The sequence below is a fragment of the Paenibacillus sp. GSMTC-2017 genome (assembly GCF_016019935.1).
Lineage (GTDB): Bacteria > Bacillota > Bacilli > Paenibacillales > Paenibacillaceae > Pristimantibacillus.
Genome location: NZ_JAECMT010000003.1, coordinates 708,411 through 734,756 on the forward strand (window position 1 = coordinate 708,411; position 26,346 = coordinate 734,756).

A 26,346-nucleotide genomic window follows, 5' to 3' on the forward strand; every position below is an offset into this window, starting at 1 on the left:
ATGAGAGTACTGGTTACTGGAGTTAATGGTCAACTCGGATATGATATTATGCGATGCTTAAATGAAATTGGCATGGAAGCTAGCGGTGTTGGATCTGAATTGTTAGATTTACTTGATTCAACAAAGACAACTAAGTACATTTTAAATTATTTACCGGATGTAATTATTCATTGCGCAGCATTTACTAATGTAAATGCTGCGGAAGAAGAAAAAGAAAAGTGTAGGGCGGTTAATTTTGGAGCAACAGCTACTATTGCTGTTGCTTGCAAAACAATAAATGCTAAGCTTGTTTACATTAGTACAGATTATGTGTTTTCAGGTTCAGGCAATGATCCTTATGAAACGGATTCAACAACAAAACCGTTATCCTTCTATGGCCAAACAAAATTAGAGGGGGAAAATGAAGTTCTACGTCTTGTAGATAAACATTTCATAATTAGAACATCATGGGCATTTGGTGAAAATGGGAATAATTTTGTGAAAACAATGCTTAATCTGAGTAAGGAACGACAAAAAATTGATGTTGTGTCGGACCAAATTGGTTCTCCGACTTATACAAAAGATCTTGCCCTGCTTATTATCGATATGATTAAAACAGATAAATACGGAGTTTATCATGCAACAAATGAAGGATATTGCAGTTGGGCGGAATTTGCTGCTGAAATTTTTCGGCAAACAGGATCCCAAACAAGAGTTAATTTTATTAACTCAGAAGAATATGACACGAGTGCGACAAGACCAAAAAATTCGCGGTTATCAAAAAAAAGCTTAGATATCAATGGATTTAATCGTTTGCCAGAATGGCAAGATGCGCTTCATAGATATCTTATTAGTACGGATAATATTAATTGAAAGCCTACAATTCAGTAGGCAAAAAATAATTATTGAGGATAGATGTGTTATGAATAATTTTAAAAATATGTGGCGATATAAGGATCTACTACGTGAGTTTATAGTAAGAGATTTAAAGATCAAATATCGGCGTTCTTTTCTTGGGTATTTATGGAGTTTGTTAAATCCCCTTTTAATGATGTTAGTTTTAGTTGCAGTTTTTTCGAATATTTTTAGATTTGATATCCCTAATTTTCCTGTTTATTTGTTAGCTGGACAAATAATTTTTAGTTTTTTTGCTGAAGCTACCTCACTATCTATGAGTTCTATTATTAATTCAGGTTCATTGATCAAAAAAGTATATATACCCAAATATATATTTCCCTTATCAAGAGTCCTGTCTTCATTTGTATCACTTCTGTTTTCGTTGGCTGCAATACTAATAGTAATTATATCTACAGGTGCACCTCTAACGGCTACAGCTCTATTATTCCCATTACCATTAATATATATTTTAATGTTTGCAATAGGTGTAGGCTTAATTATGTCCGTATTGGCAGTTTATTTCCGTGATATGCTTCATTTATATACAGTTTTATTATCTGCTTGGATGTATCTAACTCCTATTTTTTATCCTATTAATATGGTGCCTGATTACGTACGGGCAATTATTTATGCAAACCCAATGTATTACTATGTAGAAGCATTTAGAGATGTGGTTCTTTATAATCAATTACCTGATGCTCAAACGAATATATTATGTATTACGTTTTCATTTGTATCCATTGCAGTCGGACTTTTTGTGTTTTATAAGAATCAACATAAATTTGTTTTGTATATTTAAAGGAATATGAAATGGAAGGATTAAAGCTATGTCTGAATTCGCAGTAGAAGTATCAAATGTCTCAATGAGATTTAATTTGGAAAAAGAAAAAACGAATAGTTTAAAAGAATATATGATTAAAATGTTGAAGAAGAAAATTAATCGCGAGGACTTTTTTGCATTAAAGGAGGTTTCTTTTAAAGTAGAAAAAGGAGATTCCTTTGCTATTATAGGTGCAAATGGTTCCGGGAAAAGTACCTTACTTAAAGTTATTTCTGGCATTTTTAAGCCATCAGATGGAAATGTGAAAATTAACGGCAGCATAGCCCCGCTGATTGAACTAGGAACAGGATTTGATGTGGAACTAACTGCTCGGGAGAACATTTTTCTAAATGGGGCTGTCTTGGGTTATTCTAAAAAAATTATGTTGCAAAAGTTTGATGAAATTGTTGAATTTTCTGAGTTACATGAATTTATAGATGTTCCCTTAAAAAACTTTTCATCTGGTATGGTAGCTAGATTAGGTTTTTCTATTGCTACATTAGTTAAGCCGGATTTACTAATTGTTGATGAAATATTATCGGTAGGTGATCAATCCTTCCAGGAGAAGTGCGAAAAAAGAATGGAAGAGCTAACTGCAAATGGTACTACACTAATATTAGTTTCTCATTCAATTGATCAAGTGAGAAGTGTGTGTAAAAATGCAATTTGGTTGAAAAAGGGTGAAATGCTGGCCTATGGTTCTGTAAACGAAGTTTGCGAAGCATATATGCAAGGATAATCTATGTTTCTATAGTTGGGAGATAATGTTATGTCAAAAGGGAAGACTGTGTTAGTCACAGGAGCTGGCGGATATATCGGGAGTAATGTAGTGACTAGTCTGTTGGATATGGGTATCAATGTAACTGCAATTAGTCATAAGACAACACACATTGATTCACGAGCAACTATTATTAGCTATGATATTTTTGGAGGAAGCGATAATATTTATGAGGAATTAGGACGTCCTGACGTATGTTTACATATGGCATGGACGGACGGATTTGTTCATAATTCAGATTCTCATATGAAAAATCTTTTTTTTCATTATCAGTTTATTAAAAATATGATAAACGGTGGCCTTAAACATATTGCAATAATGGGTACAATGCACGAAGTAGGTTATCACGAGGGAGAAATAAATGAGAGTACCCCAAATATGCCCTATTCCTTATATGGTGTAGCAAAAAATAGTTTGAGACAATCTATCGAAATTCTTTTAAAGGATCAAAATACTATATTTCAATGGATAAGAGCTTTTTATATTTATGGTGATGATCAAAGAAATAACTCCATTTTCACAAAAATAATACAAGCTGAACGTGATGGAAAAGAAAATTTCCCTTTTACATCCGGGAAAAATCAGTATGATTTTATTAATATTAACGATTTAGCACATCAAATCTCACTTACTGTACTTCAGGATACTGTTAATGGAATAATTAATTGTTGTTCTGGTAAACCAATAGCGTTAAAAGATATGGTTGAAAACTTTTTATCCGAAAATGGTCTAAAAATAAAATTGAACTATGGTGCTTTTCCAGATAGACCATATGATTCACCAGCAGTATGGGGAAGTAATGATAAGGTGGAAAAAATATTGCAAGCTTCTAGAAACAAAGAGGGAGTAGTTTAGATGATTGTAACAACTAAGAATAAAAGCATGAAAAGACTAGGGATTTTCTTATTCTATGATAAAGATGGTATTGTAGATGATTATATCCCTTATATGTTAGAGGATTTAAATAAAAATATTGACAAACTTGTAATCGTTTGTAATGGGAAATTATCAGTAGAAGGTAGACAAAAGTTCGAAAAGTTATCAAGTAATATCGTTGTTAGAGAAAATAAAGGTTTTGATGTTTGGGCGTATAAAGAAGGCATGGAGTATATTGGATGGGAAGGCATTTCTGAATATGATGAGATGGTACTTATTAATTACACCATGTTTGGTCCATTGTATCCCTTTAAAGAGATGTTTGATGAGATGGGAACACGCAACATAGATTTTTGGGGAATAACAAAACATTATGGTTCTGAGGATGATTGGACAGGCGGCAATATGAAATATGGTTACATCCCAGATTTTATACAATCATTTTTTATAGTTGTTAGAAACAAAATGTTAACTAGCTATGAATTCAAAAAATACTGGGATACTATGAGACCGATTGGTTCGTATATTGAATCTATGGCATATCATGAAGGCGTTTTTACAAAAGATTTTTGTGACAGTGGTTTTATTTCTGATGTGTATATAAATACAGATGATCTTAAGGAATACACACAGGCTCCAACAACATATACACCTCTTGAATTAATAAAGAGAAAATGTCCTATCGTTAAAAGAAAAGTGTTTTTTGATTATTATGATTATTATCTGCGTTATAATACTGGCGAAGTCGGATTAGAAACTTACGAATTTATTCGAGACAACCTAGATTATGATATGAAACTCATTTGGGATAATATTCTTCGCACCAGTAATCAAGCTGATATTAAGAAAAATATGCAATTGAATTACATACTCCCAACAAAGTTCACCGAAGAAAGACCAAATAAAAATGCTAAAGTTGCATTGATTATGCACTTATATTTTGAAGATTTAATAGAAACTTGTTATACATATGCATCATCTATGCCCAATTATGCTGACGTGTACATTACAACTAACACTGAAGTCAAGAAGAATGCGATTATTAAAGTATTCGAAAAATTGGCAGTTAATAAAGTAGAAGTAAAAGTTATTGAGAATAGAGGAAGAGATGTTTCGTCCCTTCTTGTAGCTAGTAAAAAAATTCTAATGGATTACGATTATGTTTGCTTTGCGCATGATAAAAAAACCGCTCAGATTAAGCCGTTCAGTGTTGGAGAAGCATTCATGTATAAATGTTTCGAAAATATTCTTGGAAGTAAATCGTTTGTAGAAAACATTATTCATACGTTTGAGGATAATCCGCAATTGGGTCTGATGACACCACCTCCACCAAATCATGGGATATATTATTCTACAATTGGGTTGGAGTGGTCCAACAATTTTAAAAACACTAAAGAACTAATGGAAAAGCTAGGGATGAAAAATGTTCCATTAGATTCAAACAAAGAACCAATTGCCCCATTAGGTACAATGTTTTGGTTTAGACCCAAAGCTTTGAAAACACTGATTGAGTACGATTGGGAGTATAACGATTTTCCAAAAGAGCCAAATGAAATAGACGGAACGTTATTACATGCTATTGAAAGAATTTATCCGTATGCTGCACAATACGAAGGATATTATCCAGGATGGGTAATGTCAGATAAATTTGCTAAAATAGAAGTTACAAACTTGCAACATATGCTTCGACAGTTGAATGGAGCCATTTTTGAGAATGGTAGATATAGATACAAACATCTAGATGAAATTGTATATGGAGTTCGAACAAGCATAACCAAAAATAAATCAATGAAATACTTTATCAAATCAAAATTGCGTGAAAATTTACCTCCTAAAATGGTTAATGTGTTAAAAAGATGGAAGAGAAAGGTTTATGGAAGATAGTTATTTTGAACATATTGCTATAGACGAGGAGTAGGAACGATGGTTTTTAGTTCGTCCGTTTTTCTTTTTTGTTTTCTTCCTATTGTTTTAATAGTTTATTACTTGCTAAAAGTAGAGTATCGTAATCTGTTTTTACTTGTTGCAAGTCTTGGTTTTTATGCATGGGGAGAACCAGGTTTTGTTTTAATCATCATTCTTTCTATTCTAATTAACTATATCTTTGGTTATTTATTGCATTACTGTATGCAAAGGTATAGTAAAGCGATTAACCGGGCTGTTATGTTAATTGGAGTTGCAGCCAATTGTGGTCTATTATTTTACTTCAAATATTATGATTTTTTCATTATTAACGTTAACAATATTACCGGATTTGAGTTTGTAGTTCAGAATATCATTTTACCTATAGGGATATCCTTTTTTACCTTTCAAGGTTTGTCCTATATAATCGATATTTACTTAAAAAGAGTTGAAGTGCAGAAAAATCTATTGAAATTTGCTTTGTTTAAAGCATTTTTCCCGCAACTAATAGCAGGTCCAATTGTAAGATATGTTGATGTTCAAGATCAAATGGATAATCGAGTTACCACTGTAGATGATTTTGCTTATGGTGTGAGAAGATTCGTAATTGGATTAGGTAAAAAACTTATTATTGCTAACACGTTGGGCCAAGTAGCTGATAATATTTTTGCATTACCTTATGATCAAAATACGATGGCTATCGCTTGGGTGGGAGCTATCTGTTATTCCTTACAAATCTATTTCGATTTCTCTGGTTATTCTGACATGGCAATCGGTCTTGCTAGAATGTTTGGTTTTAGATTCAAGGAAAACTTTGATTTCCCTTATGTATCGCGGAATGTTACTGAGTTTTGGCGTAGATGGCACATTTCACTATCCACATGGTTTAGAGATTACTTGTATATCCCATTAGGTGGTAATCGTACAGGTAATGTATACTTTAATTTGTTAATCGTATTTCTCGTAACAGGTCTATGGCACGGCGCTGCGTGGAACTTTATAATTTGGGGATTGTGGCACGGGTTATTCCTTATTATTGAACGTATAATTAAAAAGTCGAATTTCAAATGGAAGATACCACAATTTATTACTTGGTTTTTTACAATGATAGTAGTAGTTATTGGATGGGTTCTTTTCCGCGCCCCTGATATCAACTATGCTATTGGTTATTTAAAGGTAATGTTTGGTATTGTAAGTCCTACTAACGTAGGTTTCACTGTTTGGTACTACCTAGACCCAATAGTAATTACAATATTGATTATCGGATGTATCGCATCATTACCGATTTCGAAATATATAAAAAATAATGTAGGGACATATGAAGAACATAGTACTATTAGTTTGTTCATTCAAAATGTTTATGTTGCAGTATTGTTGATTATTTGTATTATGTTTATGGCAACGTCAACATATAACCCTTTTATTTACTTTAGATTCTAAGGAGTTATGGAAATGAAAGCACATAAGTTTTTTAATATTATGATGGCGGTATTTTTTTGTTTAGCCATTTCTATACCCTTAATAGCTGTAAATAAAACACCGGGAAAAGTATCTACTTCCGAAAACAGGGTTTTGGCTCAATTTCCTTCATTTAATAATGAACAAGGTGGTTTAAACACTCATTTTATTAAAGAGTTTGAAACTTGGTTTAACGATAACTTGGGTTTAAGAGAAAAATTCGTTAAAACAAACACAATGATGCAGTATAAGTTGTTTGGCGAATTGACAAAACAGGATACTATGGTAGGAAAAGAAGGATGGCTTTACTATGTAACTCCAGAAATCATTAAAGATTACCAACATTTAAATTTACCAACTGATGAACAATTAGAACAATGGGGAAAATCAATAAATCAAATTGATGATTATTTAAAATCGAAAGATATACCATTCATCACAATGTTAAATCTGGATAAGAAAACTATATATCCTGAGTACTATCCAGATACAATTTTAAAAGTTGGTAATGTTTCTAGGACAGATTTACTTGAAGAATACTTTACTAATAAGACAGATTTGGATTTCTTTACTCCTAAAAATGCACTGTTAGAAGAGAAAAATAGAACAACCATCTATTCACCTAACTTCGATAACGGTCATTGGAATAGCTATGGAGCATTTATTGGTTATACGGAACTTATGAAGAAGGTTAGTTCTTATTATCCGGATATAAAAGTTTTAACATGGGCTGATATTAATACAAATGCTTATGACAGAACTACGAATATTTATGATGCTGTTACATTTTCAGAGAAAGATATTTCTTTAAGTTTAAAGAATAAAAGCACTGCTACTCAAGTATTTGGAGTATTAGACAAACTAAACCTTTCTACAAGTTTGATGTCGGCAAGTTACCAGAATGAAGATAAATCATTGCCTAAAGTACTTGTTTTAGGAGATAGCTATCTTTATGGCTTTGTAACACCCTATCTTGCAGAAAGTTTCTCGGAAATGAATTTTATTTATACTGACAACATAGACCGGATAAAAATGTTAGTTGAGTATTTAGATCCAGATATGGTTATCTATGAAAATGTAGAACGCAGTTTTGATAAAACGATGAGTATTTTATCCACCTCAACGGAGTTCAGCACATTTAAAGATTATATCGAATTACCTATTTCTCAAAACGCAACAACGATGTGGATAGATTTTTTGAATGGTGCATATGTTGAACAACAGGATAATATCAATGTCGATAAGTCAACTAATGTAACTAGTATTAGCGGATGGGCTATGGATGCTCAGGCTCAAGATGTTGCAAGCAATATATTTTTGAAAGTTGGAGACAAGTATTATTCGGGGTCTTATGGCATAGCGAGAAATAGTGTGTCAGAACACTTTAATAATCCTAAACTGCTAAATTCCGGTTTTGCTTTTTCAGTTCCTTCTTCTGAGTTAATCGAAGCAGGAAAATTTAGTTTTGTTATTATTTCAAAGGATGAAAAATATCAATATCATTCATCTGAATATAAAGTAATAGTTAAATAACTAAAATTCAAGCCATTAAAGAACTTGAATGAATACTAGTAATAAAGAAATAGGTGAAAAATGATTATGCCATCTGTAAGTATTTGTATTGTCACCTATAACAGCGAATCAGAGATTGCAAACTGCCTGGAGGCAGTTTGCAATCAATCCCATCCAATTCAAGCGATCATTATTGTAGACAATGAGTCAAAAGATTCCACGCTTCAGACCATTGAAAGTTATGATAGCAGGAATGTGCCGCTGGAGATTATCAGTAATAAAAAGAACAATGGATTTGCTGGTGGACAAAATCAAGCTATCAAAGCTACGAATAGTGACTATGTACTTGTTCTAAATCCCGATGTAAATCTGGGTACATTTTATATTGAAGAACTTGTTAATGCATTAGAATTGAATCGGAAAGCAGGAAGCGCAACGGGACAGCTAGTTTTTGCTTTAGACCCTGATGTAATTGATAGTACTGGATTAACAATGGGTATTACTAGACAAGCTAAGGACCGAGGGACTGGAGATCAAATAAGTAAGTGGCAAGTGGCGGGAGAGGTATTTGGTGTTTCAGGTGCTGCTTCTCTTTACTCAAGACGGATGATCCAAGACGTATCAGTTAATGGTGAGTTTTTTGATGAACAGTTTTTTGCTTACAAGGAAGATGTTGATGTTGCCTGGAGAGCTCAGAAATTGGGATGGAAATCCCTTTATGAACCAAATGCAAAGGCATTGCATGCTAGGGGCTGGAAAAAAGGTAATAGAAAATCGATCCCAGTATTTATTCGTCAGCATTCGTATATGAATTATTTCTATACGTTGATAAAAAACGAAAAGTTATCTACGTCTTCATTTTATCAACTTCCTCTAATTGCAGGAAAAGAAATGTTAAAGTTTGGCTATCTCCTATTTAGGGAACCTGCTGTACTTAATTGCCTACCGACACTTTTACGTACACTCCCCTCTATGTTCAAAAAGAGACGAATAATCGAGAACTTAATAAAAGAAAAACAAAGATAATCCTGTCGTACTACAAATAATAATTGTTTAAGTAATAATGGAGAAAAGGTCATTGATACAATCATGCTTGTAATTGTGTAATAAATTGGTTGACATTTTATACACTTGATAATGTGATATCTTTTTTATTCATCAAGTCGAGTGTAACTATGAAATAAAAATTGGTTTTAAATAAAGACCGAGTTTGATACAATGTTGCTAGCGTCGAAATTTAATAGAATGTGAGTGAGATCGGCCCTATGCTTCGACAAAATCAGCGTTTCCTGTCACAACTTTATATGATTGCCGATTTAGTTTGTACACTACTAGTCTTTCTTATAGCATATTGGATTAAATTCGATAGTGGCTGGCTTGTACATGCTAAGTCGGTTCCTTTTTCCACATATTTAATGTGGGGAACGGTATATTCTTTTTCAGCTGTTTTATATGGTTTCTACTTACAGTTTTATTCGCCTAAACGACATAAAAACTTCTCATATGATATTTTGAAAATTCTTCAGATTCAAATGATTAGTTTCCTTGGTTTGTTAGGCATATTTTACTTCAGTAACGAGTCTAATATTTCAAGGCAATTTCTTGTTATTTTCATACTTTTAAACTTTGTTTCTATTTCTCTATATCGTTACATAGTAAAGAGTGTGTTATCTAATTTCCGCCGTCGTGGATTTAATAAACGGTTTGTATTAATTGTCGGTGCTGGTTCAGTAGGACGTAGTTTCTATAACAATTTACAGCAGCATCCCGAGCTTGGCTATGAAACTATAGGATTTTTGGATGATTATCAAAAAGTTCATCTAATAGAGCATAGACAAATGAAACCAATCATCGGTAAGCTAGACGATCTTCAAGAAATACTTGCATCAGGCACAGTAGATGAAGTCATCGTTGCACTTCCACTTGACGCCCATCAGAAGTACTCACAAATTATCGAAACATGTGAGCAGGCTGGTGTAAAAACATTAATCATTCCAGACTTCTTTGATTTATTACCTGCACGTCCTCTTATCGACAATTTCGCAGGTATTCCTCTCATAAACGTTCGAGATGTACCGCTCGATGAAATGAGTAATCGATTTATGAAACGATGTTTCGATCTTGTTTTCTCAATTGCGGCTATTATTCTAACATCACCGTTTATGTTGGTAGCGTTTATTGGCATAAAGATCACCTCACCAGGACCAGTATTATTTAAGCAGGAACGTATGGGACTAGACCGTAAGTCATTTAATATGTATAAGTTCCGATCCATGAAAGTTACGAATAGTAATGTAGCTGATACACAATGGACGGTGGAAAATGATCCTAGACGCACGAGATTTGGCACTTTTTTACGTCGCACAAGTATGGATGAATTACCACAATTTTTTAATGTCCTCTTTGGGCATATGAGCGTTGTTGGACCACGTCCAGAGCGACCGTTTTTTGTTCATCAATTTAAGGGAGAAATTCCGAAATATATGATTAAACATCAAATTCGTCCTGGTATTACAGGTTGGGCGCAAGCAAATGGTTTGAGAGGCGATACCTCGATACAGGATAGGATCATGCATGATATTTTTTATATTGAGAACTGGACATTTATATTTGATTTGAAAATTATTTGCAAGACGATTGTGAAGGGTCTGATGAACAAGAATGCATACTAATGACCAATTGTCAGCCCAAGTATCCGTTATTATTCCTACCTTAAATGCAGGATTAGAGTTTGAGCAACTATTAGTAAAACTGCAAGAACAAACACATCTGCCACATGAGATAATTGTGATTGATTCAGAATCGACTGATGGAACTTGCGAACTTGCAAGAGAAGCAGGTGTTCGTTTACTACAAGTTAAACGAAGCGAGTTCGATCATGGTGGTACACGTAATCAAGCAGCTACGCTAGCTACAGGTAATATTTTAGTATTTATGACTCAGGATGCAATGCCTCATGATAATAGGCTGATAGAGTATTTGATTAAACCACTTGTTAATCAGAACAAAATTAGCGTTCTTGATGGTGAGATGTTTGAGGACAATAAAATTGCACTGTCTTATGCTCGTCAATTACCAAGACATGATGCTTCCTTGCCAGAAAGATTAGCACGAGAGAGTAACTATCCTTCAAAGTCACATATTCAATCCATCGACCAATTGGATAGTCTAGGAATAAAAACTTTTTTCTGTTCCAATGTATGCTCAGCTATTAAGCGAGAAACATTTGATGAGATGGGGCAGTTTCAAGAACCAGTTATTTTTAATGAAGATTTATTTATGGCTGCTAAATGCATATTAAACGGATATAAGGTAGCTTATTGTGCGGAAGCAGAGGTAGCTCATTCCCATAACTATTCGATAAAGCAACAATTTAAACGTTTTTTTGATAATGGTGTCTCAATGCGTCTAAATCCTTTAATAACGCCATACAGCGCTGTTGGTGGAGCAGGTTCTAAGCTTGTTCGCTCTCAGGTGAAAGGCCTTACGGCAAGTGGAAGTTGGTACTTGGTTCCTCATTTGATTGTGGAATCAGCAGCGAAACTGATAGGCTTCAAATTAGGGATGTATCATAAGAGTCTCCCTAAGTTTTTTATAAAGCGGATAAGTATGCACCCACTCATATGGGGGCAATTAGACAGAAAAGGTGGAACGGTAGAAACTCCTCCCGCACCTACTACGCTTAACCAATGAAAAAAGCTATCCCAACGTATATGTTAGGATAGCTTTTTGTTATGTTTGAAGAGTAGTGGATGATTTGCTGGAAAAAGATCTTTTGAGTAGTCGTTGCTTAATCCATTGTGTCAATCGATCTTCTATAATGTTATAGGATAAATGAGAAGTTATTATAGACAACAAAATCGTTAGAGCACCATAAACAAGCAGCAAGATCGTTGGGTGAGGAACGTATACACTAATCTTTGGCATTACAATCTTTAAAGCGAACATCACCATCGTATGCCACATATAAAGACTGTAACTAATTTTCCCTAAATAAAGCATAGGAGGGGTACGTAGTATCATTGACAAAAGCCCTTGTTGGAACAAGATTGGGACAAAAAATAAATAACTAAGCAACATTGCTAATAGAATAAATGTTTTTTCTTCGCTATAAGTTAAAAAAAGTGCTAGAAGCAATAGTATCCCGTTTAAGAAAAAAACTTTAAATGGCTTATTCCACGAAGTTAGCTTTTTCTCACTTAAGTACAACATAACCCCAACTAGGAAAAATAAAGAGTCCGGACGGAGATAGAAAATAGTTATGCAACTTAAAGCAATTAAAGTTAAGCAAGTGTACTTCAAAAACGTCGGAATTCTTGTTGAACGATATGCGAGAAAAATGATGCCTGAAACCAAATAAAAGGCAATTTCATAACTTAATGACCATGCTACGATCTGTGCAATTGGCAATGGAAACAATCCTGGTAGTAAAAAGAGATTTGAAAAGAAATTCACTATGTAGGAAGATAAGCTAATGTCAGTCATCCACTTGTATCCGATGAATGGTCCTATAGCAAACACCAATAAATGAATGGTGAGAAACACAGGGTAAATTCTAAGAATCCGATTAGTAAAAAATTTTCCAATGTTCCTTCTCTCTGAAATACTTCGAATAATCAAATATCCGCTAATAACAAAAAATAGCTGAACAGACACGGGCCCTAAAGCATGAACGATCGTATTCCAAAAGCCTTTTGGCCACTCTTCGATATAGCCCTCAATTACAGCTGATCCATAAATGTGATAAATGACAACAGATATTGCTAATAAACCACGTAAACCAGTTAATGTATCATTCGTTTGAGTTTTCATTGTTATATTGTAGTTTATTGCAGATTTTTTTTCTATACATAAGTTGTTTACATGCTCTGCTCTTAACTTCTATTGCCCCCACCCAAGTATACACTTCACTCCCCCGGCTCAAACTAACTTAATCTTGGCCGGGTTTGACATGCAGGAGGAAAGAGGTGTATTGATGAATGCATGGCTTATCTGCGTAATCGTTCTATTAGTAGCATATGTCGCACAGTTGGTTGCGATTTTATTGCTTGAACATAGACGTCAAGCTCATATGATGGCATGGCTATTCATATCGATTGTCTGTCCATTCATCGGCATTGCTGCATATTTGATTGCTGGCAGAAGAATGAATCAACAATTAAATAAGCAATATGGGACGAAGCTAGACCGTTTGAATCAACAAAAATATACAATACACGAATCTTTAATTATAGATGATCTAAACCAAATGAATAATGAAAGCCTTAAATCGCAGAATCGCCTTTTTGCTTTACTCGATGAACTTACCCCGTTTCCCATTACTGGTCAGAATCGAACAAAGGTGCTAACTGATGGGGAGAAAACGTTCAAGTCCATCTTAGATGAGTTAAATAAAGCTAAGCATCATATTCATATGGACTATTACACAATTCGGAACGATGGGATCGGAGAGAGGTTTCTACAGGTTCTAATTAAGAAAGCACGTGAAGGAGTTATTATACGCGTAATCTATGATGGTGTAGGCAGTTTAAGTTTGGATGAGCAGTATCTTGATCGATTACATAAAGTGGGAGTACAGACGTGCTGCTTTTCACCTCCGCGAAGAGCAATCTTTAACCGAACCATTAACTTTCGTAATCATCGTAAAATAGTTGTTGTAGATGGGGAGGTAGCTTTTTTAGGTGGAATTAATATTGGCGATGAGTATGTAGGGCTTAATAAGAAGCTTGGTTTTTGGCGAGACACTCATATACAGGTAAAAGGAGATGCGGTATTTCATCTTCAACAATTGTTTATCGAAGATTGGCTTTTCGTGACGAAAGAACAATTACCCGTGGATGAACATTATTTCCCGAAAAATAATTGTCATGGAGATGAAAGAGTTCTTATCGTTCCGGGTAAGCCCGGCATTAATGATCAGAAAATAGTAGAAGTACTCCTTTCAGCGATGGCAGCAGCCAAAACAAGAATATACGCGACAACGCCATACTTTATCCCTGATCCTAGTTTGGCTGCTAGTCTTCGCACAGCAGCGAGAAGCGGGATCGATGTTAAGCTTATTATTCCGGGTATTTCCGATTCTAAGCTCATACTTCTTGCCACACTCTCGTATGTTCAGGACATGCTTGAGTCTGGAGTACGTATATACCGCTATCAAAAAGGTTTTATACACGCTAAAGTGTTATTGGTCGATTCCATGTTAGCAACGGTTGGAACAGCTAATCTAGATATGAGAAGTTTATTCAGCAATTATGAGCTGCTTGCCATATTGTTTGATGAGCATCCTATTCGAAAGCTGGAGTTGGATTTTTTGCAGGATCTTGCACATAGTGAACGCATTGAACTTGAAGTATTCAAAGAGCGTTCGCGTAAGCAAAAGGTAGCTGAAGAATTGATGCATATGTTATCACCTTTGCTGTAGCAATTAGGAAGCCTTCTCTAATAGGAAATGCATGTTTTTATCTCGTATTGGGCATATTTTTTCAGTAAGATCCAATCATATGAACATAAGGAGGCTATAGCCTAATGAGTGATCAGAACCTTTCAGAACAATTACAGAAGGCTGAAGCTGAGCCGCATAACGAAGGCCGAGATGAATTTGATATGGATATTGATCGCATGGTCAATGAGGGACTTGGTGGCGGTAATGTGACTTTGCATAATGGATTAATAGCAGAATCAACAACGGATACGATGGAAGAGAAGCAGGAAGGGGAATAAGAAATGGAAACGACACGTGCCAAACAAATTTATGAATCTAAAGATACATTTGCTGTTCATTTGGAAGGTGATTCTGTCTGGATCGAAAATGTTGATGAGGCTAATGGAATGGCGACTGTTACAGTAGGTAATAATCCTGTAAATACGAAGACTGTTTCTGTTGATCGCCTGAAGGAAGCTAAGGAATAACGCTGTATTAACTATCTAAGAAAAAGCTAACAATTAAAGAGCCCAAGGGAGCCGCTAACAGCGGTAAACTTATGGGCTCTTTTTGTGTATTCCTCTATCCGCCATATGCTTCGCGGAATGCTTCACATAAGCGGATACGGTCAACCTCCCATAGCTCGGCTATTTCCGCACTAACATTTTCGTTCCACCACTCAGCTTGTGCTCTCCGGTTGCTTTTATTGTCTACGATCCATTGCATGTTAGTGACCACTTTTCTAAAGTATAGTGTCTCGGCTTGGTCCATCTTTTCCTTGGAAACCCACAACTTCAAACGCTTCACAGTTCGATATAACTCGTTACTGCAGGATCGGCGAATTTTGCGAGCTGAAGGCAGATCTGTTGTATGTTTCTGGGCACTAGGCTTCATCGTTACCGCCTCCTCTCTATCCCATAAGTATGCGGAATGAGTAGAGAAGGTCACTGGCCTAAATACAGGGCTGTTTAATCTTCAACTACGATATAACCTACCATTGGTCCACCACTGTGCATATCGGTATGGGTCAAGCATAGGATAGGAAATATACCTTCTTCCTGGGGTGTGAACGTTATTTTAGTTGTTTTCCCTTTAATGACTTCGCCTTCAATACCTAGCTCTTTAATGACGAATGGATGGCTAATTCCATTTACTCCGGATATACGAAGTTCAGTCCGTTCGCCTTTATTCACAACAATTGTACCGGGAGACCAGACGTAGGACTCAATTTCTCTTCCATCTTCGGTCTTCGACTTAAATTCACCTGTAACTAGCTCGAAGACGCGGGTCTCAGTTGGCTCACTGCTAACGGTACGAGCTCCATTCCATTTGATGAAAACACCCGCTGCGATGACTAGTGCAAATGTCACAAGTAAGAGCTGGATCATTCTTTTTTTGACTACAAATGCTTTGAACATCGTCAAACACCTCCCTGTTCCGGATTCTTGTGGATAGTCTATGCGAGGGCTTGTCTTTCGATGACTACTGCTTGACTTTCATCGACTAGTGGAAGGTTGTCCTAGCTGTATGTTAAGATAATAAAGGCGATTATGCGGCTTCTTGCAAATCGCACATATTGGATGGAGGAAACATATGGAAAGCTGGATTACAGGAATTATGGAACAATACGGTTATTTTGGTATTTTGCTTTTAATAGCACTCGAAAATTTATTCCCACCTATTCCTTCCGAGGTTATATTGACATTAGGTGGCTTCATGACGACCTCTACTGATCTTACACCTGTTGGCGTTATTTCGGTTGCAACTGTTGGATCATTGATTGGCGCCATTATATTGTATTTTGTCGGTCAATTACTTGGCGTTGAGAGATTAGAGAAAATAATTGATCGTTATGGACGTATTCTTCGGGTGAAAAAGGAAGATATTCGTAGAGCAGATGCTTGGTTTGATAAGTATGGATATTGGGCAGTATTGCTCTGTCGTATGGTTCCACTTATTCGTAGTCTTATCTCTCTTCCAGCTGGAATGTCAGGCATGAAGTTTGTACCATTTTTATTTTTTACAACAATCGGGACACTTATTTGGAACATTTTATTAGTTTCAATTGGAGTAGCGGTCGGCGATAACTGGACCAAAATCGTTGATTTTATGGATATTTACTCTAACATTGTATACGCGTTAATCGCGATTGCCTGCGTTGTTGTAGTCGTGCTTTATATTCGCAGAGCTAAAAAGTTTAAAGTATAATGGAATGGATGTTTATGGGCGAAGAAACCAAACTTATTGAAAAGAGGGATACATATGAGTAAAAGTGTAGCTGACAAACTTGGCAAGGGCATTAGCCCGAAACAATTCGTTGATGGTATGAACAAAAATAAAGAAATATTTGTAGAGTGGATGGAGAAATTCAGCTGGCCTTCTGAAGAAGATCAGCAATATTTTGAATCACTTAATAATCGTGACGATCTTCGTTGTCTCATTCTTATGGCTGAATGGTGTGGAGATGTAGCACGCAATGTACCTGTTATATTTAAAGCTCTAGAAAATAGCGGAATTCCGACAGAAGTGCTTATCATTGAAGAGCATATGGAGACGATGGATCAGTATTTAACGATGGGTGGTCGTGCTATTCCGATCGTAATTTTCGCAGATACTGGTGGAGCTGTCCTTGGACAATGGGGACCAAGATCGAAGTATGTACAAGAGCCAATGATCGCATTCAAAACCGCTAATCCGGATCGCGAAGCTGCTGACTATCAGGATAATTTGGCAGTTACACGCCAAGAGATCATGCGTCGTTATGGCGAAGGGACTGGCTACCAAGCAGACATCGTCAATGAGTTGCGCGTAGTATTGGAGTCGTTATAATTCATGTCAGTTGCACAATTTAAAGTTGAGACGTTTTCACTAGGACCTCTTCAAACAAATGCTTATCTTCTTACAATTAAAGATGGTGAGCAAGAGCGTGGAATCATTATTGATCCTGGGATGAACCCAAAGAGACTGTTAGAGCGAATTGCAGACACAACAATTGAAGCCATTCTACTTACACATGCTCACTTTGATCATATGGGCGGTGTTGATGAAGTACGGAAAGCAGCAGGTTGCCCTGTATATATTCATGATTTGGAAGCAGACTGGTTAACTGATCCACGTAAAAATGGTTCAATGCGCTGGCAAGATGTAACTCCGCCGCTATCCACCGATCCGGCTGAGTTCGCACTTGCAGAAGGTCAATCGTTAGAAATGATAGGCCACACATTCCGTGTTTTTCATACTCCAGGTCACTCACCCGGTAGTGTAAGCTTCCTATGCGGGAACCATCTTTTCTCGGGGGATGTACTTTTTAAAATGTCTGTTGGCAGAACGGATTTGCCTGGCGGTCGCGAAAGAGATTTATACGATTCCATTCGTAATAAGCTCTATAAGTTAGATTCGGATGTTGTTGTGTACTCCGGTCATGGTGGACGTACGACAATTGGCTTCGAGAAAACTAACAATCCATATACGGCATAACCAATAGGAAGCATTCAAGTCTGGTAACGGACGGGAATGCTTCTATGACGTCAATACAAATTAATTAAAGGACGGTGCATCGCATTTGGCTGAGACGACAAAAGGGGCTACTCATACAGCTTTTGAAGAAACAACAGCGAAGGTGAAGCTGACAGAGGAACAGAAGGAAGCTGAGAGCAAGCGTATTATAGCTGGAATTGCTGCTGGACTTTCCATTCCAATCTCAAAGGTGAAATCAGCGGTTGCACTGCTGGATGAAGGAAACACGATTCCGTTTATTGCCCGTTATCGGAAAGAGATGACAGGGGAACTTGATGAGAACGAATTGCGATCGATCGAAGAGAAGCTGCAATATATGCGCAATTTAGAGGAACGCAAACGTGAAGTTGTTCGTCTTATTGACGAGCAAGGCAAACTTACGGATGAACTACGAGCAGGAATTGAGCAAGCAATTAAGCTTCAGGAGATAGAAGATCTATACCGTCCATACAGACAGAAACGTAAGACACGTGCGAGTGTTGCCAAAGAGAGAGGTCTTGAGCCCCTTGCGGAGTGGCTCTGGTCACAACCGCGCCAAGGAGATCCACTCGCAGAAGCAGTGCGTTATGTAAGTGAAGAGAAGGGCGTAGCAACAGCGCAGGATGCTCTTCAAGGGGCTATGGATATTATTGCGGAAAATATTGCTGATGATGCTGCGATCCGTGCTTGGGTGCGTAAATTTACGTTCGAGCAAACATTACTTCGTACAGAAGCTAAAAATGCGGAAGCAGAGTCGGTTTACGAAATGTACTATAGCTACCAGGAGCCAATTCGTAAGTTGCCACCACATCGGATATTGGCGATCAATCGTGGTGAACGTGAAGAAGTGCTTCGTATCTCTTTTGATACTCCGCCCGATCGAATTCATGAGCATATCCGTCGTAAGCTTCTCCGTAATGGTACCGCACAGTCAGTACGTGAAATATTGGAGTCAGTAATCGAAGATTCCTATAAACGACTCATATCGCCTTCTATTGAACGTGAAGTGCGCGGAGAAATGACTGAAAAGGCTGAGGAACATGCCATTACGATATTTTCCGAGAACCTTCGAAATCTATTACTGCAACCTCCTGTTCGCGGGCATATCGTGCTTGGAGTCGATCCGGCCTTCCGTACGGGCTGTAAGCTTGCAGTTATTGACGACACGGGCAAGCTTCTTGAGGTCGCGGTATCGTATCCGACTCCACCTAACAATAAGGTAGTTGAAGCAGAGAAGCTCATTAACGGCTTAATCGACAAGTATAAGGTTGAATTAATCGTCATTGGCAATGGCACTGCATCCAGGGAAACGGAGCAATTCATTGCTACATTACTTGGCAAACGTGTTGAAGCGGGATTGACGAAGTCTGGTTCTGAGATTAAATATATAATCGTAAATGAAGCTGGAGCGAGTGTATATTCCGCATCAAAGCTGGCACAAGAAGAATTCCCTAGTTTGGACGTTGCAGAAAGAAGTGCTGTTTCAATCGCAAGAAGGTTACAGGACCCACTGGCTGAGCTAGTTAAGATCGAACCTAAAGCAATCGGAGTTGGACAATATCAGCATGATGTAAGTCAAAAACGTTTGGACGAGACACTGGGCGGTGTCGTTGAATCGGCAGTTAACCATGTTGGTGTGGACGTAAATACAGCATCAGCTTCATTACTTTCATATGTAGCGGGTGTTAATGCAACACTAGCTAAAAATATTGTAAAGTACCGTGAAGAAAACGGTCGCTTTGTAAAACGTACTCAGTTGCAAAAGGTTCCGCGGTTAGGTGCTAAATCTTATGAGCAATGCATTGGCTTCCTGCGTATTCCTGAGGCCGTGAATCCGCTTGATCGTACTCCAATTCATCCAGAGTCTTATGATGTGGTGGACATGCTCTTTAAGGAGCTTGGACTTGAGCTCAAAGCGATTGAGACAGAGGCTGTAAAAGAAAAGCTTTCCGAAGTTGACATTCAAGGTTTAGCTGCCACTCTCGCTGTTGGAGTTCCGACACTGCGGGATATTATTGACAGTTTGCTAAAGCCAGGTAGAGACCCTCGTGAAGAACTTCCGCCGCCTATCTTCCATACGGATGTACTGAAAATCGAAGATTTGACAGCGGGGATGGAGCTTCAAGGCACTGTTCGGAATGTAATCGATTTTGGTGCATTTGTTGATATCGGTATCAAAAATGATGGATTAGTCCATATTTCTCAGCTCAGTGATAAATTTGTTAAACACCCAATGGATGTTGTTTCTGTAGGTGATAATGTAACGGTTTGGGTAATGAGCGTTGATTTGAAGAAGGGCCGCGTCAGTCTTACGATGAAGCAGCCTAATTAATTGGAAGCCCGTCCATGTTGCGCTGGACGGGCTTTATTATTTATAGCACAGAACGAATAATGAGAGTGAAAACCGAGGAAAATATACAGAAAATATTAGTTAATGAAGAAAGGTTAGTTAATTGACAAAAGTTCGTAATCTGAATATACTTTTAGTATTGGAATGACAAAGGGACGTATCGTCTTGCTGTATAAGTTTAAGGAGGAATAATAATATGACTAATTCAAACAATACTAGTACGCAAGCTGAACTGGAAAAAGATCAATCATTTATTAACGTAATCGAGGGGCGCCGTTCTGTACGCAAATATGACAACAGTGCAGTTATATCTGACGAAGAAATTCGTGAAATTATAGCGATTGCAACAAAAGCTCCGTCATCTTCAAATTTGCAACCATGGCGTTTCCTTGTCGTTACAGATGCTGAATTGAAAGCGAAGCTGTTGCCAATCGCTTATAATCAGGAGCAAGTAGCAGATTCTTCTGCGGTCATTATCGTTGTCGCAGATCTTGAGATGTATAAACATGCTGACACAATATATACTTCTGCTGCGACAGCGGGCTATTTATCAGAAGAGCTTAAAGATAAAATGATTGCAAATACGACAACGCAATACTCCGCACTTCCTCAAGAACGCTTGAAGGAAATCGCTGTATTTGATTCAGGTCTTGTATCTATGCAACTTATGCTTGCTGCTCGTTCAAAAGGTTACGACACAGTGCCGATGGCCGGATATAACCGTGCCCAAGTTATCGAATTGTTTAACTTATCTGAGCGTTATCTTCCTACGATCTTGTTGCCGATCGGAAAAGCTGCGACTCCGGGTCATCCTACGACTCGATTGCCTGTTGATGAAATTACGTTCTTCAACCGTTTTTAACGAAATAAAATCATAAACCCGGTTTCTCTCGTTTAGGAGGGGAACCGGGTTTTTGTTTGTTATCGTAATGTTACAGTTATTGAAATACGGTTTCAGTACCTTGTTCCTTTGGACTTTGTTTCGTGCGGTAGAAGTACCAGCAATCGTTAAGTAGTTTGATCTGCTTTCGATCCTTCTGGTGAAAAGCACGCATCATTTGATTGCACAGCCACTGCGGCATACGCAACCTCCTCCTTCCGGGGCCTAACCTGTTGTTCTACTACCATATGGAGGAGGGCGTATGACCGTGCAGGTCCAATAAAATGTATGGCCGGAACAACTTTATTCGGGCTTACTTTGTGCTAAAGTTGTTGTTCTTCCTCATACTCTTCATACCATTGCTCTAACTGTGCTTGAAGTGCACGGATCTCCGTTAAGAGTGAAATAAGCGGGTAAGACTTTTCTTTTGTATCCGAAAACTCTTTTTCTAGACTGTTAATGTAGTCAAGCCCTCCAATAATAGCAATAGAGGTATCATGCAGATCGACGTTGTCGCATTCTGCAACGGCATAAGGCAAAGTAGGTACATTGTCAGCCGTTAATTTATCGAGTTCTTTATGAAGACGCAAGTTTAACGCGCTTAGCTGGTAAGCGTGAGTAGCCGGCATTTCGACAAAAGCGATAGAATGTTGCTCTTTTAAAAGTACGTAACGCATAGTAGCCATAATTGTAAAGCTCTCCCTTCAATCTGTTGCTACGATTCATAATTCCTACTTGACAGTGTAGCGCATGCTAGCGTTAAAATTCAAGTAGTTAGGAGGGACTGGCTATGGATAATAAAGTATTGCAGCAATGGGTAGAAAAAGTTTCGCTTGAATCGTTCGGAAGGCCGTTTCTACATAAAGCCACTTTTAATGCGAGATTAAAAGCAACAGGAGGCCGTTATTTTACACGTACTCATCATATAGAAATCAGCCCTCATCAATTGGACTCATATGGACCAGAGGAAACAGAAAAAATTATTAAGCATGAGCTATGTCATTATCATCTCCATATTATGAAGCGGGGTTACCAACATAGAGATGCTGATTTCAAAACTTTGCTTGCACATGTAGGTGGTTCAAGGTATTGCAAGTCATTGCCGGAGCGTATTGGAAAGAAAGCAACTGCCTTTCGGTATAAGTTAGTATGTAGGCATTGCGGGATGGAATACTTACGTAAGAGGAAGGTAGACCCATCGAAATACGTCTGTGGAAAGTGCCGAGGAAAATTATTATTATTTATGCTTGACAATTCTTCTGGGTCATGATAAATTATTTAAAGTCACTAATTGCTATTCCCTGATAGCTCAGTTGGTAGAGCACTCGACTGTTAATCGAGTTGTCACAGGTTCGAGTCCTGTTCGGGGAGCCAGAGTTTGGAGAGATACCCAAGTGGCTCAAGGGGACCCTCTGCTAAGGGGTTAGACTGCGTAAGTGGTGCGAGGGTTCGAATCCCTCTCTCTCCGCCACATTTTTTCTCAGGACTCATCGTAAAGAGGCCGAGCAACGGTCTTTTTTATTTGTAAAAAACCTAAACTATTCCGCGGAATATAAGGGTGATGAAGTTCTAAAAAAGATTTAAAAAAAGAGTTGCTTTTTGTGAGACAAGCTGATACAATAATTCTTGTCGCTAAAAAGCGAAGGTAAGAAATTAACAGTGCGGCCCGTTGGTCAAGTGGTTAAGACACCTCCCTTTCACGGAGGTAACAGGGGTTCGAGTCCCCTACGGGTCACCAATCATCCTCTTATGGAAAAAAGCTCAAATGAGTTCATTCCGCTTATGAGAGCCATTAGCTCAGTTGGTAGAGCACCTGACTTTTAATCAGGGTGTCGAAGGTTCGAGTCCTTCATGGCTCACCAGTTTCTTCTTCCCTCGAAGTCGACTGGTATGGGGGATACACCACAACTTCAAATGTGCGGTAGTGGTGGAACGGCAGACACGCTATCTTGAGGGGGTAGTGTCCAATGGACGTGCAGGTTCAAATCCTGTCTACCGCACCATTCTTAAATTTTAAAGATTTACATAGTTGAATTTAGATAGTGTGATTACTACACACGATTCTTATAAATGAAACCACTTTCTATTCAGGAAAAACTGAGCAGGAAGTGGTTTTTTGTTTACACTCTTACTTTTTTTATATGGAAATTCTAAAGGCAGGTGGGGGGAACATTAAGAAGAAAACGGGGATAATTCTTTTTGTAGTTCCGTTACTTACATTGTTTATATTCCGAAATCCTCTTATTAATCTTGTTGAGCAAAATAAAAATGTACACAGTATTATTGTTCTTACCGGTATTAAAGTGGAGGATAAGCTGGTTATCGACGGAGAATATTACGTAAAGTTAAGTTTCAGGAAAGAAATTACCGATAGATATTTAGTTAATAGTAATGAAAAGGTTTACCGGTTAGAAAATAAGGAGATATACGACTCAGTAACAGATGAGACTAAAGAAGATATTTATTCCATTAAGTTTATTGCTGATATAGATACAGATAAGTTAACTTCAGTTGAAGTAAAACAATTAAAAGATCAACCTCTGGTTGTTTTGTCTGAAGAGAAGTATGACGAGTTTATTACAATACAAAAGTTTTATTAGTATAAAATCGAATCATAAATTAGATAGAGACTATTCTGACTTATGCTGCACTCATTTAATTGAAACGAGTTAAGATTGAAACATATAGAAAAGGCACTGCGATAAGCAGTGCCTTTGTTGTATAACAAACTTTTAATTCAATAATTATCTTCCCCACAGCAACCAAGAAAATTTGATTTTCTTAGTAACATGAACGACAAACCATGACATAACAAGAATGAACAGTAACGTTATAACGTTGTAAATATGATAATAAGGATGCTCTATAGTGGGATTAAACAACTTTCTCCATGACGATAATACTGCTGGGTGAATGAGATAGATGCCAAATGATGCTATCCCTAATTGCAAAATCGTTTTACTTACAAAAGTTGATCGTTCGCATACGATCTTTCCGATCCATATGAGACTGATACCGACTAGAACAGCATAGAGGTTGTATAAAATCATGTAGGATGGTGACCAATATTGAGCTCCGGCTTTATTAGAGAGCAATAACATGATATAAATAAATCCAACAAAAATAGCTAGTCCGAACGTCCACCAGAGATGGTGGCTCTTTTCTGAAAAGGACTGGTAAGCCATGCCGATTGCTGCGCCTACACAAAATACGATGAAATAGTTGGGCATTAATGCTGCTGCATGTTCAATGGGTTTAACCAAAACATGATAGGAATGAAAGGCAGCTTTTACTAGTATGCCAAGTGCGATCATATGATAGGCTTTTAATTTCAGCTTTCTCACAAGAGTCATTAGTATTGGGAAAAATAAATAAATCTGAATGACAATGACCATGAAATAAAGATGATAGCTAGCTTGACCCCACTGTAATAGTTTTAAATAGGAGATAGGATCAAACTGAACGGAGTCTTTATAAAGAATCTGATTGTACACATAATAGATCGCAGACCATATTAGGTAAGGGACTACTATATACTTAATACGTTTTTTGTAAAACGATAAGGTTTGTCCAAGTGACCAATCATCTTGGTAACGATAAAACAATACTAACCCATTAATAAAGATAAATACTGGAACTGCAAACATACTTAGTTGATTGACGATTAAATAAAATGGCGCCGATTGGCTCCCCCAAGGTACGTCTACCCGCGAATTTGCTGTTGCATGAATAATTAGTACTGCCAATATAGCAATTGCTTTTACTACATTTAATTCTACAATATTCTTTTTTATTTTCTGTGCTTTCTCCATCTGCAACCCCTTCAATAGTTGTGAAATTAAATCATTCTTTTAAGCGCAAATTTTATTATAGCACACAGGCTTAGTCAGTAATATGAACAATCTTTTTTCTTTTATTCGCAGTTGATTTTCTGAAAGTAATTGTCGAAAAAACGAAATAGCTATGTTAGATTAGTTGAGGTGAGTTGAAATATTTTACAAATTAACAATTTGTATTACCTATTTCGGCTTACGTCTTGACACTTCCGTTGTGTAACAATTTATATTTCTTGGGAGAGAGGATGATAATTGTGAAAATAAAAGAGGTTTGCAAGCGCACAGAACTTACGGAACGTACAGTTCGCTATTACATTGAAGAAGGACTCATACAGCCAAAGAGTACTTTACACAATGGTCGCGAACACAGAGATTATTCGGAAACGGATATAGAAAATCTACAAACGATTGCTGGGCTTAGAAAATTGTTTTTCACCATAGACGAGATAAAAGACATGCAGAATAACCCTGAAAGGATCGCTCAGGTGCTGTCCGCTTATAAGTTAAAGATGGCAACGAATGCGAAGGCTAAAGCGTCGATAGTTGCAGCGCTAGATATGATTGATCATCATGAGCTGCGTCACATTCATTCAGTTGCGAGCAAACTAATCGCTATTTCTGGTAAGTTGCCTTTACCTCAAAGAGATATTAATCCTAACATTGGTCAGTTTGAAACAGATTCAAAGGAGAATCGTGAACGTGAATATGGAAAGTTCTTAGAACGGCAAGAGAGGCAGTTCAAGCGGGGAAAGTGGATCATTATTACGATTGCATCTCTTAATATTTTATTTGCATTGCTTACTCTTATTGTTGCAGGTGATATCATTAAACTTATAATACAGGTGGCATTATCTGCATGTTTGTTTTGGGGAGTTACGTGGGTTCGTTATTTGTTTGCGGCAGGGGCAGCACTTAGTTTTATCGTTGCTATTCAGTTCGTGTTTTATAGTGCAATGGCAGGGGACGGAATGTTTTTCTTAATTTTCTTTTGCCAAACGATTTATGGAGCGATTGCGTGTTATTTGTTGTTTAAGAGTGATGCAGTAAGCGAGTTTTTATACGCACAAAAAAATGGCTAGAACGTGTAATTATCAATAATGTGATAAAATCCGCACAATGGTGCCACATTTCGACGAGTGTAC

The 26,346-nt window shown here is 37.2% G+C and carries 27 protein-coding genes and 5 tRNA genes; 26 read left to right on the forward strand and 6 right to left on the reverse strand.

The window, feature by feature from the left end; genetic code table 11:
* The 10 genes from rfbD to I6N90_RS15195 all read left to right on the forward strand — a co-directional run bounded on the left by rfbD (position 1) and on the right by I6N90_RS15195 (position 11,915).
* A complete protein-coding gene (rfbD, locus tag I6N90_RS15150) occupies positions 1-852 on the forward strand; it encodes a dTDP-4-dehydrorhamnose reductase (protein ID WP_197936431.1) in 852 nt (283 codons plus the stop codon).
* 49 nt (positions 853-901) lie between these two features.
* Complete coding sequence (locus I6N90_RS15155) at positions 902-1,675, forward strand: ABC transporter permease (protein ID WP_197936432.1); 774 nt, start codon at positions 902-904, stop codon at positions 1,673-1,675.
* 28 nt (positions 1,676-1,703) lie between these two features.
* A complete protein-coding gene (locus tag I6N90_RS15160) occupies positions 1,704-2,435 on the forward strand; it encodes an ABC transporter ATP-binding protein (RefSeq protein ID WP_197936433.1) in 732 nt (243 codons plus the stop codon).
* A 30-nt stretch (positions 2,436-2,465) separates the two neighbouring features.
* Entirely contained in the window at positions 2,466-3,329 is an 864-nt protein-coding gene (locus I6N90_RS15165; protein ID WP_197936434.1) for an NAD-dependent epimerase/dehydratase family protein, read from the forward strand.
* Positions 3,330-5,234, forward strand: coding sequence for a rhamnan synthesis F family protein (locus tag I6N90_RS15170; protein ID WP_197936435.1), 1,905 nt, complete (start codon positions 3,330-3,332; stop codon positions 5,232-5,234).
* Between the two features lie 39 nt (positions 5,235-5,273).
* Positions 5,274-6,692 (forward strand): MBOAT family O-acyltransferase, encoded by a 1,419-nt coding sequence (locus tag I6N90_RS15175; RefSeq protein WP_197936436.1) that lies wholly within the window; start codon positions 5,274-5,276, stop codon positions 6,690-6,692.
* A 12-nt stretch (positions 6,693-6,704) separates the two neighbouring features.
* Positions 6,705-8,243 (forward strand): hypothetical protein, encoded by a 1,539-nt coding sequence (locus I6N90_RS15180; protein WP_197936437.1) that lies wholly within the window; start codon positions 6,705-6,707, stop codon positions 8,241-8,243.
* A 66-nt stretch (positions 8,244-8,309) separates the two neighbouring features.
* Positions 8,310-9,248, forward strand: a complete 939-nt coding sequence (locus I6N90_RS15185) for a glycosyltransferase family 2 protein (protein ID WP_232243010.1) — start codon at positions 8,310-8,312, stop codon at positions 9,246-9,248.
* Between the two features lie 239 nt (positions 9,249-9,487).
* Positions 9,488-10,894, forward strand: coding sequence for an undecaprenyl-phosphate glucose phosphotransferase (locus I6N90_RS15190; RefSeq protein ID WP_197936439.1), 1,407 nt, complete (start codon positions 9,488-9,490; stop codon positions 10,892-10,894).
* Positions 10,884-11,915 carry a glycosyltransferase family 2 protein gene (locus I6N90_RS15195; protein WP_197936440.1) on the forward strand — a complete coding sequence of 344 codons (1,032 nt, stop codon included), beginning with the start codon at positions 10,884-10,886 and terminating at the stop codon, positions 11,913-11,915. Before I6N90_RS15190 ends, I6N90_RS15195 begins: the two co-directional genes overlap by 11 nt.
* A 39-nt stretch (positions 11,916-11,954) precedes the next feature.
* On the opposite strand, the gene I6N90_RS15200 is transcribed toward I6N90_RS15195, so the two are convergent.
* Positions 11,955-13,034 carry an acyltransferase family protein gene (locus I6N90_RS15200; protein WP_197936441.1) on the reverse strand — a complete coding sequence of 360 codons (1,080 nt, stop codon included), beginning with the start codon at positions 13,032-13,034 and terminating at the stop codon, positions 11,955-11,957.
* A 163-nt stretch (positions 13,035-13,197) separates the two neighbouring features.
* Between I6N90_RS15200 and cls the strand changes: the two genes are divergently transcribed.
* The 3 genes from cls (at position 13,198) to I6N90_RS15215 (ending at position 15,131) form a co-directional block, all read left to right on the forward strand.
* Positions 13,198-14,643 (forward strand): cardiolipin synthase, encoded by a 1,446-nt coding sequence (gene cls / locus I6N90_RS15205; RefSeq protein WP_232243047.1) that lies wholly within the window; start codon positions 13,198-13,200, stop codon positions 14,641-14,643.
* 104 nt (positions 14,644-14,747) lie between these two features.
* A complete protein-coding gene (locus tag I6N90_RS15210) occupies positions 14,748-14,942 on the forward strand; it encodes a hypothetical protein (RefSeq protein WP_197936443.1) in 195 nt (64 codons plus the stop codon).
* 3 nt (positions 14,943-14,945) lie between these two features.
* Positions 14,946-15,131 carry an H-type small acid-soluble spore protein gene (locus I6N90_RS15215; protein WP_197936444.1) on the forward strand — a complete coding sequence of 62 codons (186 nt, stop codon included), beginning with the start codon at positions 14,946-14,948 and terminating at the stop codon, positions 15,129-15,131.
* Between the two features lie 94 nt (positions 15,132-15,225).
* On the opposite strand, the gene I6N90_RS15220 is transcribed toward I6N90_RS15215, so the two are convergent.
* Both I6N90_RS15220 and I6N90_RS15225 read right to left on the reverse strand, forming a co-directional pair.
* Entirely contained in the window at positions 15,226-15,537 is a 312-nt protein-coding gene (locus I6N90_RS15220; protein WP_197936445.1) for a dehydrogenase, read from the reverse strand.
* A 74-nt stretch (positions 15,538-15,611) separates the two neighbouring features.
* Positions 15,612-16,061 carry a cupredoxin domain-containing protein gene (locus tag I6N90_RS15225; RefSeq protein ID WP_197936446.1) on the reverse strand — a complete coding sequence of 150 codons (450 nt, stop codon included), beginning with the start codon at positions 16,059-16,061 and terminating at the stop codon, positions 15,612-15,614.
* 175 nt (positions 16,062-16,236) lie between these two features.
* On the opposite strand from I6N90_RS15225, the gene I6N90_RS15230 reads away from it, so the two are divergent.
* The 5 genes from I6N90_RS15230 (at position 16,237) to I6N90_RS15250 (ending at position 21,350) form a co-directional block, all read left to right on the forward strand.
* Positions 16,237-16,851: a DedA family protein gene (locus I6N90_RS15230; RefSeq protein ID WP_197936447.1), complete on the forward strand. Its 615-nt coding sequence runs from the start codon at positions 16,237-16,239 to the stop codon at positions 16,849-16,851.
* A 54-nt stretch (positions 16,852-16,905) separates the two neighbouring features.
* Positions 16,906-17,472, forward strand: coding sequence for a thioredoxin family protein (locus tag I6N90_RS15235; RefSeq protein WP_197936448.1), 567 nt, complete (start codon positions 16,906-16,908; stop codon positions 17,470-17,472).
* 3 nt (positions 17,473-17,475) lie between these two features.
* On the forward strand, positions 17,476-18,120 hold the full coding sequence (locus tag I6N90_RS15240) for an MBL fold metallo-hydrolase (RefSeq protein ID WP_197936449.1): 645 nt from the start codon (positions 17,476-17,478) through the stop codon (positions 18,118-18,120).
* An 85-nt stretch (positions 18,121-18,205) separates the two neighbouring features.
* Positions 18,206-20,470, forward strand: a complete 2,265-nt coding sequence (locus I6N90_RS15245; RefSeq protein ID WP_197936450.1) for a Tex family protein — start codon at positions 18,206-18,208, stop codon at positions 20,468-20,470.
* Between the two features lie 214 nt (positions 20,471-20,684).
* A complete protein-coding gene (locus I6N90_RS15250; protein WP_197936451.1) occupies positions 20,685-21,350 on the forward strand; it encodes a nitroreductase family protein in 666 nt (221 codons plus the stop codon).
* 76 nt (positions 21,351-21,426) lie between these two features.
* Here the strand turns inward: I6N90_RS15250 and cmpA are convergent, their stop codons facing one another.
* Complete coding sequence (gene cmpA / locus I6N90_RS15255; protein WP_197936452.1) at positions 21,427-21,570, reverse strand: cortex morphogenetic protein CmpA; 144 nt, start codon at positions 21,568-21,570, stop codon at positions 21,427-21,429.
* 121 nt (positions 21,571-21,691) lie between these two features.
* The gene (locus I6N90_RS15260; RefSeq protein ID WP_197936453.1) at positions 21,692-22,054 is read right to left on the reverse strand and encodes a hydrolase/acyltransferase; all 363 of its coding nucleotides are present in this window, start codon (positions 22,052-22,054) and stop codon (positions 21,692-21,694) included.
* A 104-nt stretch (positions 22,055-22,158) separates the two neighbouring features.
* Between I6N90_RS15260 and I6N90_RS15265 the strand changes: the two genes are divergently transcribed.
* From I6N90_RS15265 to I6N90_RS15295, 7 genes are all read left to right on the forward strand, one after another.
* Entirely contained in the window at positions 22,159-22,638 is a 480-nt protein-coding gene (locus tag I6N90_RS15265) for a SprT family protein (RefSeq protein ID WP_197936454.1), read from the forward strand.
* Positions 22,639-22,666: 28 nt separating this feature from the next.
* A tRNA-Asn gene (locus I6N90_RS15270) sits at positions 22,667-22,742 on the forward strand.
* 6 nt (positions 22,743-22,748) lie between these two features.
* A tRNA-Ser gene (locus I6N90_RS15275) sits at positions 22,749-22,839 on the forward strand.
* A 192-nt stretch (positions 22,840-23,031) separates the two neighbouring features.
* A tRNA-Glu gene (locus tag I6N90_RS15280) sits at positions 23,032-23,106 on the forward strand.
* Positions 23,107-23,154: 48 nt separating this feature from the next.
* A tRNA-Lys gene (locus I6N90_RS15285) sits at positions 23,155-23,230 on the forward strand.
* Positions 23,231-23,286: 56 nt separating this feature from the next.
* Positions 23,287-23,371 (forward strand) — tRNA-Leu (locus tag I6N90_RS15290).
* A gap of 138 nt (positions 23,372-23,509) precedes the next feature.
* Positions 23,510-23,968, forward strand: a complete 459-nt coding sequence (locus I6N90_RS15295; protein ID WP_197936455.1) for a hypothetical protein — start codon at positions 23,510-23,512, stop codon at positions 23,966-23,968.
* Positions 23,969-24,112: 144 nt separating this feature from the next.
* Here I6N90_RS15295 and I6N90_RS15300 read toward each other — a convergent pair whose 3' ends face one another.
* Positions 24,113-25,180, reverse strand: coding sequence for an acyltransferase (locus tag I6N90_RS15300; protein WP_197936456.1), 1,068 nt, complete (start codon positions 25,178-25,180; stop codon positions 24,113-24,115).
* Positions 25,181-25,458: 278 nt separating this feature from the next.
* Between I6N90_RS15300 and I6N90_RS15305 the strand changes: the two genes are divergently transcribed.
* The gene (locus I6N90_RS15305; protein ID WP_197936457.1) at positions 25,459-26,283 is read left to right on the forward strand and encodes a MerR family transcriptional regulator; all 825 of its coding nucleotides are present in this window, start codon (positions 25,459-25,461) and stop codon (positions 26,281-26,283) included.
* Positions 26,284-26,346: the final 63 nt, after the last annotated feature.

Coding starts and splice junctions, on each gene's coding strand:
- rfbD (WP_197936431.1), top strand. CDS start 1: ATGAGAGTACTGGTTACTGGAGTTAATGGTCAACTCGGATATGATATT.
- I6N90_RS15195 (WP_197936440.1), top strand. CDS start 10,884: ATGCATACTAATGACCAATTGTCAGCCCAAGTATCCGTTATTATTCCT.
- I6N90_RS15295 (WP_197936455.1), top strand. CDS start 23,510: ATGGAAATTCTAAAGGCAGGTGGGGGGAACATTAAGAAGAAAACGGGG.
- I6N90_RS15190 (WP_197936439.1), top strand. CDS start 9,488: ATGCTTCGACAAAATCAGCGTTTCCTGTCACAACTTTATATGATTGCC.
- I6N90_RS15220 (WP_197936445.1), bottom strand. CDS start 15,537: ATGAAGCCTAGTGCCCAGAAACATACAACAGATCTGCCTTCAGCTCGC.
- I6N90_RS15165 (WP_197936434.1), top strand. CDS start 2,466: ATGTCAAAAGGGAAGACTGTGTTAGTCACAGGAGCTGGCGGATATATC.
- cmpA (WP_197936452.1), bottom strand. CDS start 21,570: ATGCCGCAGTGGCTGTGCAATCAAATGATGCGTGCTTTTCACCAGAAG.
- I6N90_RS15240 (WP_197936449.1), top strand. CDS start 17,476: ATGTCAGTTGCACAATTTAAAGTTGAGACGTTTTCACTAGGACCTCTT.
- I6N90_RS15155 (WP_197936432.1), top strand. CDS start 902: ATGAATAATTTTAAAAATATGTGGCGATATAAGGATCTACTACGTGAG.
- I6N90_RS15225 (WP_197936446.1), bottom strand. CDS start 16,061: ATGTTCAAAGCATTTGTAGTCAAAAAAAGAATGATCCAGCTCTTACTT.
- I6N90_RS15230 (WP_197936447.1), top strand. CDS start 16,237: ATGGAAAGCTGGATTACAGGAATTATGGAACAATACGGTTATTTTGGT.
- I6N90_RS15210 (WP_197936443.1), top strand. CDS start 14,748: ATGAGTGATCAGAACCTTTCAGAACAATTACAGAAGGCTGAAGCTGAG.
- I6N90_RS15235 (WP_197936448.1), top strand. CDS start 16,906: ATGAGTAAAAGTGTAGCTGACAAACTTGGCAAGGGCATTAGCCCGAAA.
- I6N90_RS15175 (WP_197936436.1), top strand. CDS start 5,274: ATGGTTTTTAGTTCGTCCGTTTTTCTTTTTTGTTTTCTTCCTATTGTT.
- I6N90_RS15200 (WP_197936441.1), bottom strand. CDS start 13,034: ATGAAAACTCAAACGAATGATACATTAACTGGTTTACGTGGTTTATTA.
- I6N90_RS15170 (WP_197936435.1), top strand. CDS start 3,330: ATGATTGTAACAACTAAGAATAAAAGCATGAAAAGACTAGGGATTTTC.
- I6N90_RS15300 (WP_197936456.1), bottom strand. CDS start 25,180: ATGGAGAAAGCACAGAAAATAAAAAAGAATATTGTAGAATTAAATGTA.
- I6N90_RS15160 (WP_197936433.1), top strand. CDS start 1,704: ATGTCTGAATTCGCAGTAGAAGTATCAAATGTCTCAATGAGATTTAAT.
- cls (WP_232243047.1), top strand. CDS start 13,198: ATGAATGCATGGCTTATCTGCGTAATCGTTCTATTAGTAGCATATGTC.
- I6N90_RS15185 (WP_232243010.1), top strand. CDS start 8,310: ATGCCATCTGTAAGTATTTGTATTGTCACCTATAACAGCGAATCAGAG.
- I6N90_RS15260 (WP_197936453.1), bottom strand. CDS start 22,054: ATGGCTACTATGCGTTACGTACTTTTAAAAGAGCAACATTCTATCGCT.
- I6N90_RS15180 (WP_197936437.1), top strand. CDS start 6,705: ATGAAAGCACATAAGTTTTTTAATATTATGATGGCGGTATTTTTTTGT.
- I6N90_RS15265 (WP_197936454.1), top strand. CDS start 22,159: ATGGATAATAAAGTATTGCAGCAATGGGTAGAAAAAGTTTCGCTTGAA.
- I6N90_RS15250 (WP_197936451.1), top strand. CDS start 20,685: ATGACTAATTCAAACAATACTAGTACGCAAGCTGAACTGGAAAAAGAT.
- I6N90_RS15215 (WP_197936444.1), top strand. CDS start 14,946: ATGGAAACGACACGTGCCAAACAAATTTATGAATCTAAAGATACATTT.